Below are 11921 nucleotides of genomic sequence, written 5' to 3'. Positions count from 1 at the left end.
TCTATGGGGTTGTCTCGTTTATCTCTGCTGATGTCGCTCCTTTAGGTATATGAATTTTGACCAAATTTGGATCTACTGAGTCTGTTTATGGAGATATTGACTTGCCCCAGGTTAATGTTTATCGTCGGGCTGAGAACATGCCGCCTTGCGACGTGGTGCTGGTGGCCTTAAAAACCACCCAAAATCACCTGCTGCCGGAATTGCTGCCGCCGGTGGTCAAAACAGATAGCCTGGTAGTGATGCTGCAAAACGGCCTGGGCGGGGAAGAGGCCGCGGCAGCCATTGTTGGCCCGGGGCGTATTTTTGGGGGGTTATGTTTTGTGTGTTCCAATAAGGTGGGGCCGGGGCACGTTTGCCATCTTGATTACGGCCAGATTACTCTGGCCCAATACACCGCCAACCAAACCCCGGCCGGCCTGACCAAACCGCTGCGTTGCCTGGGCGCCGATTTTGAACAAGCGGGCGTGGCCATTGTGCTGGCCGAGGATTTGCTGGTCGCCCGCTGGAAAAAACTGGTCTGGAATATCCCCTTCAACGGCCTCTCGGTGGTGCTTAACGCCCAAACCAACGAGATGGTGGACCACAAACAGACCCGCGCCCTGGCCGTTACCCTGATGCAAGAGGTGCTGGCCGCAGCCGAGGTTGTGCATCGGCGGCACATTCCGCCCGCTTTTATCCAGGAAATGATAGATGCCACCATGCGCATGCGGCACTACCACACCAGCATGAAACTGGATTACGATGCCGGCCGTCCTCTGGAAGTGGAAGCCATTTTTGGGGTTCCGTTCACCCTGGCGCAACAGGCCGGGCTGGCCATGCCTTGTTTGGAAATGCTGTACCGGCAGTTAAAGTTTTTGGACGGCAGGGGATAACCCCTGTTTTTTCAGGGGGATCATAATTTGACCAGCCGGGCCAGGCGATTATAATGATAATAGTCAGTCAAAGTCAAACAATGGGTGGAGGAAAAATAAATGAAGAGCGTAAATATTCGTGAGGATATTGCCCAAAGAGTGGCCTTTTTGGCCAGCAGGCGGCGGATGACCCTGGAATCACTCATTAACAAAATCCTGGAGCAGTATATTGTCAACCAGGCGCAAGAGCAAAGCGGCACCGATTTTTTGCTCTCCATCGCGGGCATGTTCGATTCTGGGCCAAACGATACTTCCGAAAATGTGCGGGTCGTTGTAGCCGACGCCATTATCCAGAAACACCACGGCACTATGCATGAAGGCGCTCGTAGATAGCAGCTTTTTGTATGCCACTATTGACCGGGGCGACAAGAATCACATTCAGGTGGTCGGCCTGCTGGCCAATTTAACGGACGATCTTTTTTTGCCAACCACCGTGCTGGAAGAAGTGACCTACTTGCTCCAGGCTCGTTTGGGGCACGTGCAGGTGCGTTACTTTGTCCATCAACTCCAAGACAGCCCCATCCAAATCGAGGTCATCAGCAAAAGTGACCTGACCCGGATCTATGAACTTGTGGACCAATACGCCGACCTCAAGCTGGATTTTGTAGACGCCTCGCTGGTGGCTGTAGCCGAACGGCTTAAAATTCACCGTATCTTGACCATTGCTCCCCGTAATTTCCGTTCCATTCAACCAAACCACTGCGATTGTTTTGAGATTTTGCCATAAAAAATCTTATTCTGAAGCACCGGCCTGGGGCAGGCGCAACAAATCTTTCAAGGCCCGGTCTCTCAAATTGCCTCCCGTGTCCAGGTCAACTACCCGTTGATACTCCTGCCGGGCCAGGTAAGGTTGGCCCCTGGCCTCCAGGAGACGGGCCAGGTGGTAATGGGCGCTGCTCAGGCCGGGGTCCAGGGCCAGGGCTTGCCGCAAGGCCTCTTCTCCGCCATCTGCCGTTTCGGTTAAAAATTGCATCCAGCCTAACAGGTCGTATATCTCGGCATGCCCGGCATGCTGGGAGTTGGTTTCAATCATCTCCTCGGCCAGTGGTATCCCCGCTTCACGCATGGCATAATTTTGCCCGGCGTAAAATTTGAGTAAAAGCAGTTGAAAGGGAAAATCATCTTCCGCAACTTCAACGGCGGCCAGGTGCCACAGTTCAGCCGCCAACAGATCGCCCTGGGCGGCTTTGGTAGAGGCCATTTCCACATACAAGGCCGGATTTTGCGGGTCTAATTGGAGAGCCTGCTTAAATGATGCCTCCGCTGCTTGCAGCGCCCCTTGCTGGCGGAGGTAGAGACCCTCAAAATAGGACGGCAGCGCCAAATCGGCGTCAGCCTGGCGAGCCTGGTCAAACAGGTCCAGCGCCGGGCGCCCGGCCTGGGCCGAGGCATACCCCAAAAAAGCCAGGGTTTCAGCCCGGTCTGTAGCCGAAAGGGAAGGACCGGTTTGGGCCAGGGCGACGTTCAGGGCATGAATGGCTAAAGGCCACTGTTCTATTTGGGCCAAAGCGATCCCGCCGGCCTGGGCCACCTCTGCCTGAGGCGAGGCGTTGGTGAAGGGGGCCAGGGTTTTTAAAAGGTAATCCCGTTGGGCCAGCAGGGCAGGGGGGGCATTGGCGGGAATAGTGTGTAGATAATTGAGCGCGGCCGGCCGGTCAAGCGGCGCGGCCAAAGCGGCCAGATACCAGGCTGCGGCCGGGTCAAAAACGCGGGCTTGTTGTTCAGAAAAAGCGGCTTGAGCCGCCTCAAGGTTGTATAGTTGGAGATAAGTCCGGCCCAGGCCGGTAAAAACGCCGGGTTGTTTTGGGGCCAGGCCGGCGGCCTGCTGCCACCAACGGTGAGCCTCGGTAAAACGGCCTTGCCGGAGGAGGGCTTCGGCCAGGCCGGCCATGGCCTGGGTATTGTCCAGGTCCCGGGCCAGGGCGCGGTTAAAGGCGTCTTCGGCCAGCAACCAGCGGCGCTGGATCAAATAAAGCCGGCCCAACTGAAGCAGAGGGGTGGGAGCTTCCGGGTGAACCTGGGCGGCTTGTTCCAGAACGGCCGCGGCTTCGGTGTAACGCTGCTCGGCCAGCAGGGGCTGCGCCCTGGCCGTAAAAGCGGAAAGCGGTTCCCGCGCTGCCTGTGGCGTTAAGGTGCAGGCAGCGACCAGGAGCAGGGAGGCCAATAAAATCACCACAACAAAATGACGCATAACAGGTTCGGATTATTGGTACCGGCTTAACTCATCAACCATGCCCTCAATCACCTTGAATCCGCCTCGCCAAAATTCGGGGTCGGCCATGTTGATCCCGGCTTCGCTTAAAATGTGGTTGGGGCTGGCCGAACCGCCATAGGCCAGGATTTTGAGCAGTTTGGGCGTAAAGCCAGGCCCTTCTTGTTTGTATTGTTGGTACAGCGATAAAGACAGCAATTGCCCAAAACTGTAGGCGTAACAGTAAAACGGGGTGTGGTAGATGTGGGGAATACAAATCCACTCGTGTTGGAAATCGTCGCTAACTTCTATGGAGTCGCCAAATTGTTGGGCCAGGTTGGCCAGGTAGTGTTGGTTTAGTTTGGCCGGAGTTTGGCCGGCGGCGACCATCTGGTGGGCGTCGCGCTCAAAAATAACAAAATAAGCCTGGCGTAAGATGGTGGCGTAGGCGTCGTCAATGGCCTCGGCCAGGATGTCGCGCCGTACCTCGGGGTCGTTTTCTTCGGCCAGGAGACGGTCGGTGAGCAGCATTTCCGCAAACACCGAGGCTGTTTCGGCCATAGGTAAGGCGGAGTGGAACGTAAGCGCAGAGTGGTCGGCGGCCAGCAGGGCGTGAATGGCGTGGCCCAATTCGTGGGCCAGGGTAGCCACCTCGCGCGGCTCGCCGGTGTAGTTGGCCAGAACAAAGGGCGTCATTCCCGGCAAAATGCTGGCGCAGAAGGCCCCGCCGCGTTTGCCGGGACGAATTTCGGCGTCAATGTGGCTCTCGTCAAATACCCGTTTGGCCAGGGCAGCCACCGGGGCAGAGAATTTATTGAGACTATCCAGCGCCATTTCTACGGCCTCGCTATAGGCAATCTTTTTATCGGACTTTTGGTTAAGCGGGGCGTATAGATCGTACCGGCGCAGTTTGGGCAGGTTGAGCCAACCGGCTTTGAGTTTGAAATAGCGGTGGAAAACGGGCGCTTGCTCGGCGCAGACCTCCAGTAAGGTGTCTACCACCTGATCGGGAATATCATTGTCCAGATTGCGGGCGGCAATGGGCGCGGCAAACCGGCGCAGTTTAAGATTTTCGGTGGCTCCATCGCGCACCCGGTGCATATAAATTTGAGCCAACACCGAGGCTTCCTGGCCGTAAACACGGAACAGTTCCCGGTAGGCGGCGGCGCGTATTTCCGGCGACGGATTGCGCACGTAAACGGCCAATTCATCGCGGGTCAACTGTTTTTTCTGGCCTTCCACTTCTAAGTTGAAGACAAATTTATTGGTGATCATATCGTACAGGGTTACAACAGCCTCGATGCCGTTGATGTCTTTGAGGTTGATGATCTTTTCCTCCGGCTCGGTCAGGTGTGCGCTTTAAAAAGGCGTTCCTTTTCCAGGTAATACCGCGGGTCGTCCGCGGAAGCCAGCAGGCGGGCGGCGTTTTGCTCGTCAAGCTCTTTCCACCACAAATTAAAAAAGAGGGTCCGGTTTTGCGCTTCGGCCAGCAATTCGTCCATGCGGCCCATAAAGGCCAGGGCGTCCTGGTTTTGGGTGTCTTCGGCAAACCAGAGCGGGCCATAACTGCCCAACCGGGAAGCGATTTGGGCAATTGTTTCCAGGTGAGCCAGGGCCTTGGCAAAATCTTGGCCGGTTATATCGGGCGAGAGAACAGGGCGCATGGCTTCGAGGGCGGCGGTGGTTGTTTCTAACTCTTCAACAAGCCGGTCAACTTCGGCTCCGGCGGGGGCGGGCAAAATTGCCGCTAAAGACCAACGGGTTTGGGGGTAAGGCATTGAATAATCCTTTCTTTTTGTATAAATATGCCGGCTCATGTCATTTCGAGGCCGTAGGCCGAGAAATCTCCTGCGGATGGCACTCTGACTCATGTCATTTCGAGGCCGCAGGCCGAGAAATCTCCTTCGGATGGCACGGCTTTGAGAAGATTTCTCCCTTCGGTCGAAATGACATGCCGGCTTCGAGGCCGCAGGCAGTTACATTACACCCGAAACGACAGGTGCGGTTAATCATACCATCCTTCGCTTAAATCCTGCCATTTGGGATTACGAGATTCAATCAAAGCGACTTTTTTGCTCCTACGCCATTTTTTGATTTCTTTTTCGCGGCTGAAGGCGGTTTTAACATCGCCGGTTTCTTCAAAATAAACCAGGCGGGTGATGTTATACTTTTTGGTAAATCCCTCAATAAGCTTGTTTTTGTGCTCGTAAACGCGCCGGCAGAGATTATCGGTCATCCCCACATAAAGCGTTCCCATAAAACTGGTCATGATGTAAACGTAGTATTGTTTCATTTTTACGGAGTGACTCATTTTGGCTCATGTCATTGGCGCAAGCATGTCATTTCGAGGCCATAGGCCGAGAAATCTCCTTTGGATGACGCGGCGTTAAGGGGATTTCTCGCTGCGCTCGAAATGACATGACGGCTTCGAGGCCACAGGCCGAGAAATCTTCTTTGGAGGACAACACCTTAATGACACTGGCTATGACAGCGCCTTTTCCACAATGGCCGCCGCTTCGGGCAGGCCAATCGAGATAAAGATGTCCCGGCTTCGTTCCAGAACCGGCCGGGCTTCGTCGGGCCGGCCCTGGTTGAGCAGCCAGCCCCCCTGATAATACAAACCGCGCGCCAGGCTATAACGGTCGCCAATAGCTTCGTATAGTGAGATTTCTTCCCCAAAAACCCTCACAGATTCATCCAAATAAGGAACCATGGCTAATAGCACGTTGGCTTCGCCCAATTTCGCGCCCACCTGCCGGAACAGGGCCAGGGCGGCGGCGTAGGATGCCAGGGCCGCGTCGTTTTCGTAGCGCCATTTATGCCATTGGCCGCGCCAGAAATGGGCGTCGGCCTGCAAGGGCGGGGCGCAAGCCAATTCCGGGCTGTCCACAATCTCCAGCAGGGCGGACCAGAGCGGCCATTCCAGGCGCAAGTAGGCGGCGTGAACCTGCTTTGACCACTCTTCCGGCGCGGCCTCGTCGCCGGCCATCAGGCGGTGGTAAAGGGTTTCAAGCCGGCCGTTGGGCCGGGCGGCAAAACAGGCGGCGGCGCGGCGGTGAAAGTTGGCCTGGGCCTGGGGCTGGTTATTGGCCAGGTGGGCGTTTTGCACCCGGCGCAGCAAATTGTGGCAGGCGTAGCCCGGCCCCAGCCGGGCCGGGGCCACAAAGCTGTAGCGGCGCAGCCGCTCGTACTCGTCGTCGCTCAAGCGGCCGGCGTCGGGGGGCAGGGCTTCGGCCAAAATCTCCCGGTCAAAACGGCGCAGCAGGGCGGCCCAGCGCACCGCGCTTTTGAGGGGGTCAACCAGGCGGTCCAGGATGCGTCCGGCCAGCCAGTCAACGGCTGTTTCCTGCCCGGCCAGGCGGGGGATGTTGGCGGCGGCGGGCAGGGGTTGGCCGCTGCGGCGGGCTTCGTCCCACAGGTTAGCGGCCATTTCGGTGAGCAGGGGGTGGCCCAGGGCCAGGCGGTCAAACACGGCGGCGCGCCAGGCGGGGTCATCCACGCCCAGTTTTTGCAGCAGCTCGTCGCTGTGGGGGCGGTCAAATTCCGGCAATTCTTCCTGCCGCCGGTCGCGTTGGTTGAGGCCGGTTAAAGGCCGGCGGCTGCCCACAATCACCCGCAGGCCGGGCAGGCGGCCGGCGGCGGCGGATAACCAGGCCCAGAGCCAGCCTTCGTACTCTTTGTCGCTGCCTTCGGCCATGAGTTCGTAGGTGTCCATAAAGAGGGCCAGGGGTTGGTTGGCGTAAACAGAGGCGGCGGCGTTTAACAAAGCGGCGGCGGCGGCGGCGCGGGCCTGGGCGTTGGCCTGGCGCAGGGCCTGGCTGTGGGCCGGGCCGGCGTCAATGGTGATGGGGCTGGCCTCAATCCGGCCCCGGCGCTCGGCCTGCTGCTGGATTTGAATTTGCACCACCCGCTGCGCGGCCTGGTATTGCTCCCAGGCGCTTTGGCGCGGGCCGCAGTAAGCCGGGTGCTGGCTTAAATGCCATTGTTCGGCCAGGGCATCCAGCAGGGCCAGCCAATCGGCGCGAAAGGCGAAGCCCCGGCTGCCTTCAAAGTCCAAAATGGCCCAGGGCCAGGCGGAGGGCTTGCAGCGGGTTTCAATTAAAAAGTCAATGAGGGTGCTTTTGCCGTTGCCGCTCAGTCCGTCAAAGGCCAGGGTCCAGGTCCCGTCGCCGGGCCAGAGGGCGTCAAAGGCGGCCAGGGCGCTTTGGCGGTTGGTAAAGTGGCGCAGGCGAAAGGGCAGGTCATCAGGTAAGGTTGATGGGGCTGTCATTGATTTGTCCCTTGTCGGTGGCCTGCTGCTCAATGTGGGCGGCGGCATCGGCCGGGGCGGAGATGCCGGACTTTGTGATTTTTCCGGCTTCGCCGGCTTTTTGCGTAATGACCGGGCCGGCCGGAGCAGGGGCCGTTGAAACGCCGGCCGGGGGGCGGGCCAGGTCGGCTTCCAGCACCGGCGTTTTAACCTTGGCCCCGGTTACGCGGAAACCGGCCCGGTAAACCAACCAGGCCACACCGGCAATCAGGATAATCAACAACGCTACAACCATAATTATAATGAGAGTAAAACTCATAGGTCGCCTCCGGCAGTTGGTGGGGAGATTTTTGTCCATTATAACACAGGGGAGGGGGAAATCAAAGCTTAATTTCAATTTTATGTCATTTCAAGGCCGCCTGGTTTGTGTCATTTCGAGGCCGCAGGCCGAGAAATCTCTTTCAAATAACGCGGCGTTAAGGAGATTTCTCGCTGCGCTCGAAATGACATGAGGCAGGCATGTCATTTCAATGACATGAGGCAGACATGTCATTTCGAGGCCATAGGCCGAGAAATCTCTTTCATATAACGCGGTGTTAAGGAGATTTCTCGCTGCGCTCGAAATGATATGAGGGGGGGCTATAGAATAAGCTCTTCTATGGCCACGGCCACGCCATCTTTTTCCACCGGCGGGGCTACCCAATCGGCCAATTTTTTTAATTCTTCGGGGGCATTGCCCATGGCCACGCTAAAGCCGGCCACTTCAAAAACAGGGAGGTCATTAAAGGAGTCGCCTATTGCCATGACCTGGTTGAGACAGAGGCCCAGATAATCGGCTACACTACGCAGGCTGTCGCCTTTGGAAACTGAACGAGAAATGGCGTTGACAAAATAGATGTTATTGCTGGGGTCCAGGCTCCACGACATTTTGCACAATTTTTCCATCTCCTGCGAAACCAGCCGCGCTCGCTGCTCTTCTTGGGGCGTGGAAGCCAGGAGTTGCCCTTTGACAATTTTAATACGCCCCACCAGGCTCATCAAATCTGTTACCAGGGGGGTAATTTGTAATTTTTCACACTGGTGCGCGGCCAGATGGCCGTTACGTTCAATAAAGTAAAAATCGTGGGCGTAGATTTCCAGGAATAGATCATTTTCACGGGCCAGTTCTATCAAATGTTGGCCGGCGTGCGGCGGCAACGATTGCAAAAAAATAATATCGTTGCTGGGCCAATCAACCACCGCCGCGCCGTCAAAAAAGATGTGCACTTTATCCAGGCCAAGATGTTTTAAGAGATGGTAACAGGCTTCACTGGCCCGGCCTGTGCCCAAGACTACCGTCACCCCTTTGGCTTTTGCCCGGGCAATCGCCTTGACCACGCGAGGACTGGGATAAACTCCCGGGCCAATCAAAGTTCCATCCACATCGAGCACAAGAAGCTTGTAAGCGGGCATCTTATAATTCATCTCAAAAAACTTCGTATAGCCTATTGACGGTCTCCTCCTTCTGCTCACCACCAATCACAAAAGTAGCTGTTCAGGCCATGTCATTCTGAGCGAAGAATCTCCATACAGGATACCAAAAACAAAGCAAAGCAGGGCCGCATGGAGATTCTTCGGCCTTATGGCTTCAGAATGACATGGCCAGGTAAATAGCCGCTCTCCAAAAATCCGCTATTTTTTCTTACCGAAATGTCCCGGTTTTCATTTCTCATAAGATACCTTATGCGAAATGAAAACCCGATTCAGCTTTTTTCTACCCTCCCCCATCTTAACGAAGGTTCAAAAAAACTATAATAGGACTTTTGGCCCAAAGGTTTTTTGGCGCGGCAATCACTCTAACAAGGCCACTCTATTTTCATCTCTGCTTAAGCCAAACCGGGCAAACTATGATAAAATAGTAACTCTGAACATCCTTATGCTCTGGCTACCAACCCAACAAAACCGCAAAGCTATAGCCCGGTTCAAACGCCTGCGGCGACGACAACGCCTGGTCCGGCTATTATTGTTTCTGTTTGTCTTTTTTGGCCTAACCGCCGCCGCGCCGCCTTCCAGCCACGCCCTGCTGGCGCAAGTTGACGAAATTACGGCCCGTGACCAATTTGATTTTGTTGATTGGGAATCAACCGTCGTGATTGGTGAGATTGGTCGCCGTTTGACCCCCGCTCCTTTGAGAACGGAGAGCGAACAGCGCGCCCTGGTTCAACGTTTTTTGGATCAAGAACAACGCCTCCGCGAGTTAGAGTACGAATTGAACCGTATTTACGCGGCTAATAATAACTCCAATCCGCTTGCCGCAGCCATTGAGCAAGAATTAACCGATCTCAAATCGGCCCAGGCCAGCATCACGCCCCAAGTTGAAATGATCCTGGCTCAACAGGTCGAAATTATACTACGCGAAGAAGGTTTTGCCGTGTTTCCTCCGGTAGCGTTTCGTTTTATCGAACCGCCTACGGCCTTGATTCTCTCCCCCCGGGACAAAATTGAAAACCGCTACTTTTTAGGCCTTCAGCCCGGCCTGGACAATAAACAACGATTTGCCATTGAAAACGCCCTTGACCGGCGCGGCGACATTTCCAGCTACATCACCAACATCGGCGGCCTGGCCAGTTACCCCACCATGGTCATCACCAATCCCTCCCTGGTTTATTTAACCGAAATCATTGCCCACGAGTGGACGCACAACTATTTTTTTACCTTCCCCACCAACCTGGCCTGGGGCTATCAAACCCATCCCCGGCTCATGACCATCAATGAAACCACCGCCGATATGATGGGCCAGGAAATTGGGCGCAAGGTCATCCTCCGTTTCTACCCTAATTGGGTAGACAAGCTGCCTCCCCTCGACAACACGGGCCTCCCTGCCCCGGCCAAACCTTCAGCGTTTCACCTGGCCATGCGTCGTATCCGGCTGGAGGTTGATCGGCTGTTGGCCGAGGGAAAAATTGAAGAAGCTGAAACCTTTATGGAAACCGAACGTTTGAAATTGGTGGAACAGGGTTATAACCTGCGCAAACTCAACCAGGCTTATTTTGCCTTCCACGGCTCCTACGCTCTCAGCCCTACCTCGGTTGACCCGATTGGGCCGCAATTGCGCCGGCTTCGGGCCGCCAGCCCTTCTCTCAAGGCGTTTGTTGACCGCGTTGGCTGGCTTAACAGTTACCAGGATTATTTGGGATGGCTGGCCGATGCAGAAATAGATATTAGAAATTAAAAGTTTGACAAATTCCCTGCCAGGCCCATAATTCAAACATTCTCTATTTATCTGCCTGACCGGTCTTATAAAAAATGCCCGTTCCTCGCGCAACTATTGTGCCTCCGGCCATCCACGGGGCGCGTGATTATGAAGAGTTGCAGCGCCTGGGTTTAAACCCGGATGATATAATTGATTTCAGCACCAACAGTAACCCCTATGGCCCTCATCCGGCGGTGCTTCAGGCTATCACCCAGGCCGCGGCCAACCCGGCCATAGCTCGCCGCTATCCTGACCGCGATTGCCTGGCCCTCCGGGCCGCCATTGCCGCGGTTGATGACATGCCGCCGGACAATATCCTGCCCGGCAACGGCGCCACCGAGTTGATCCACCTGATTGCCCTGGCCTTTGTCAAGCCCGGCAGTCGTCACCTCATTTTATCCCCCACCTTTGGCGAATACACCCGCGCCATTCAGTTGATGGGGGGCAACATCTACGAGCAGCGGCCCTCAACAACGCATCACTTGCGCCTTGAGGCCAACGAAGTGACCGCCGCTATTCGCCGTTTGCAGCCGGATGGGGTATGGCTCTGCAACCCCAACAATCCCACCGGCCAATACTGGTCTGCGGCTGAGTTGGCTCAGTTCCGGTCCGCCGCCCCGGCCCACAAAACCTTGTGGGTGTTTGATGAAGCTTACCGGCATTTTGTCAAAAATGAAAAAGCCGGGCCGGCGGATAACTTGGGCTGCGCTGAAGAACCAAACGTAATCAGACTCCGCTCTTTGACCAAAGATTACAGCCTGGCCGGGTTACGTTTGGGTTATGCAGTGGCTGCTCCCTCTCTTATTCAAATTCTGCAAGCCGTACAGTTGCCGTGGAGCGTTAATAGCCTGGCCCAGGTGGCCGGAAGAGCAGCTCTACATTCTGAAGTGATAACCTGGCGAAAACAAAGCCTGGCCCGGCTGCATCAAAATGCGGCCAAACTGTGGGCCAACCTGGCCGGGATTGGCTTCTTTGTTCATCCTACTACCACCACCTTTGCCCTAATTGCCGTTGACCATGCTCCTGGCTACCGCAACAAGCTGTTAGCCCGGGGTTTATTAGTGCGCGACTGCACCTCGTTTGGCCTGCCCGGCTACATTCGCCTTGCTGCGCACCGCGCGGCAGCCAATCAGAAACTTGTGGAAGCAATGGGAAATTTTGATAGGGCGTCATCATCAAGAAAAGACCCCTCAGGTTAAATCTGAGAGGTCTTGCTTGAGGTGGGTATAACCTCACTCATATATTTTTAGCTCTGAAGCTGCTGCCCCAAGAAGCTTAGAACTCAACTCAAGATGCGTGAGGGATAAGGTGGCCGGCGCTTGTTTGAATAAAAATCGC

Annotated in this window: 12 protein-coding genes; 5 read left to right on the top strand and 7 right to left on the bottom strand. The window is 55.6% G+C overall.

Annotated elements, in window-relative coordinates:
• Nucleotides 1-53 precede the first annotated feature (53 nt).
• The 3 genes from JW953_01750 (at nucleotide 54) to JW953_01740 (ending at nucleotide 1638) form a co-directional block, all read left to right on the top strand.
• Nucleotides 54-872, top strand: a complete 819-nt coding sequence (locus tag JW953_01750; GenBank protein MBN1991398.1) for a 2-dehydropantoate 2-reductase — start codon at nucleotides 54-56, stop codon at nucleotides 870-872.
• A gap of 99 nt (nucleotides 873-971) precedes the next feature.
• Complete coding sequence (locus JW953_01745) at nucleotides 972-1244, top strand: hypothetical protein (GenBank protein ID MBN1991397.1); 273 nt, start codon at nucleotides 972-974, stop codon at nucleotides 1242-1244.
• Nucleotides 1225-1638, top strand: coding sequence for a PIN domain-containing protein (locus tag JW953_01740; protein ID MBN1991396.1), 414 nt, complete (start codon nucleotides 1225-1227; stop codon nucleotides 1636-1638). Before JW953_01745 ends, JW953_01740 begins: the two co-directional genes overlap by 20 nt.
• Nucleotides 1639-1644: 6 nt before the next feature.
• Here JW953_01740 and JW953_01735 read toward each other — a convergent pair whose 3' ends face one another.
• The 7 genes from JW953_01735 to JW953_01705 form a co-directional block, all read right to left on the bottom strand.
• Nucleotides 1645-3102 (bottom strand): tetratricopeptide repeat protein, encoded by a 1458-nt coding sequence (locus JW953_01735; protein MBN1991395.1) that lies wholly within the window; start codon nucleotides 3100-3102, stop codon nucleotides 1645-1647.
• A 12-nt stretch (nucleotides 3103-3114) separates the two neighbouring features.
• Nucleotides 3115-4377 carry a M3 family oligoendopeptidase gene (locus JW953_01730; GenBank protein ID MBN1991394.1) on the bottom strand — a complete coding sequence of 421 codons (1263 nt, stop codon included), beginning with the start codon at nucleotides 4375-4377 and terminating at the stop codon, nucleotides 3115-3117.
• A 71-nt stretch (nucleotides 4378-4448) separates the two neighbouring features.
• Complete coding sequence (locus JW953_01725; protein MBN1991393.1) at nucleotides 4449-4880, bottom strand: hypothetical protein; 432 nt, start codon at nucleotides 4878-4880, stop codon at nucleotides 4449-4451.
• A 227-nt stretch (nucleotides 4881-5107) separates the two neighbouring features.
• Nucleotides 5108-5395 (bottom strand): GIY-YIG nuclease family protein, encoded by a 288-nt coding sequence (locus tag JW953_01720; GenBank protein MBN1991392.1) that lies wholly within the window; start codon nucleotides 5393-5395, stop codon nucleotides 5108-5110.
• A gap of 189 nt (nucleotides 5396-5584) precedes the next feature.
• Nucleotides 5585-7372 (bottom strand): hypothetical protein, encoded by a 1788-nt coding sequence (locus JW953_01715; protein MBN1991391.1) that lies wholly within the window; start codon nucleotides 7370-7372, stop codon nucleotides 5585-5587.
• Nucleotides 7347-7670 (bottom strand): hypothetical protein, encoded by a 324-nt coding sequence (locus JW953_01710; GenBank protein ID MBN1991390.1) that lies wholly within the window; start codon nucleotides 7668-7670, stop codon nucleotides 7347-7349. Before JW953_01710 ends, JW953_01715 begins: the two co-directional genes overlap by 26 nt.
• Before the next feature lie 320 nt (nucleotides 7671-7990).
• Nucleotides 7991-8815, bottom strand: a complete 825-nt coding sequence (locus JW953_01705; GenBank protein MBN1991389.1) for a Cof-type HAD-IIB family hydrolase — start codon at nucleotides 8813-8815, stop codon at nucleotides 7991-7993.
• Between the two features lie 451 nt (nucleotides 8816-9266).
• On the opposite strand from JW953_01705, the gene JW953_01700 reads away from it, so the two are divergent.
• Nucleotides 9267-10562 (top strand): hypothetical protein, encoded by a 1296-nt coding sequence (locus tag JW953_01700; GenBank protein MBN1991388.1) that lies wholly within the window; start codon nucleotides 9267-9269, stop codon nucleotides 10560-10562.
• Between the two features lie 74 nt (nucleotides 10563-10636).
• Nucleotides 10637-11782, top strand: coding sequence for a histidinol-phosphate aminotransferase family protein (locus JW953_01695; GenBank protein ID MBN1991387.1), 1146 nt, complete (start codon nucleotides 10637-10639; stop codon nucleotides 11780-11782).
• Nucleotides 11783-11921 lie beyond the last annotated feature (139 nt).

This window comes from Anaerolineae bacterium (genome assembly GCA_016931895.1).
GTDB lineage: Bacteria > Chloroflexota > Anaerolineae > 4572-78 > J111 > JAFGNV01.
Note: the sequence above shows the minus strand (reverse complement) of the source record. Positions and strands in the feature narration are given on the sequence as shown.

Bases quoted from the DNA above. Each gene is read 5' to 3' on its own strand.
- JW953_01715 (MBN1991391.1), bottom strand. From the start codon at position 7,372: ATGACAGCCCCATCAACCTTACCTGATGACCTGCCCTTTCGCCTGCGC.
- JW953_01740 (MBN1991396.1), top strand. From the start codon at position 1,225: ATGAAGGCGCTCGTAGATAGCAGCTTTTTGTATGCCACTATTGACCGG.
- JW953_01705 (MBN1991389.1), bottom strand. From the start codon at position 8,815: ATGAATTATAAGATGCCCGCTTACAAGCTTCTTGTGCTCGATGTGGAT.
- JW953_01695 (MBN1991387.1), top strand. From the start codon at position 10,637: ATGCCCGTTCCTCGCGCAACTATTGTGCCTCCGGCCATCCACGGGGCG.
- JW953_01735 (MBN1991395.1), bottom strand. From the start codon at position 3,102: ATGCGTCATTTTGTTGTGGTGATTTTATTGGCCTCCCTGCTCCTGGTC.
- JW953_01725 (MBN1991393.1), bottom strand. From the start codon at position 4,880: ATGCCTTACCCCCAAACCCGTTGGTCTTTAGCGGCAATTTTGCCCGCC.
- JW953_01710 (MBN1991390.1), bottom strand. From the start codon at position 7,670: ATGAGTTTTACTCTCATTATAATTATGGTTGTAGCGTTGTTGATTATC.
- JW953_01730 (MBN1991394.1), bottom strand. From the start codon at position 4,377: ATGATCACCAATAAATTTGTCTTCAACTTAGAAGTGGAAGGCCAGAAA.
- JW953_01745 (MBN1991397.1), top strand. From the start codon at position 972: ATGAAGAGCGTAAATATTCGTGAGGATATTGCCCAAAGAGTGGCCTTT.
- JW953_01700 (MBN1991388.1), top strand. From the start codon at position 9,267: ATGCTCTGGCTACCAACCCAACAAAACCGCAAAGCTATAGCCCGGTTC.
- JW953_01720 (MBN1991392.1), bottom strand. From the start codon at position 5,395: ATGAAACAATACTACGTTTACATCATGACCAGTTTTATGGGAACGCTT.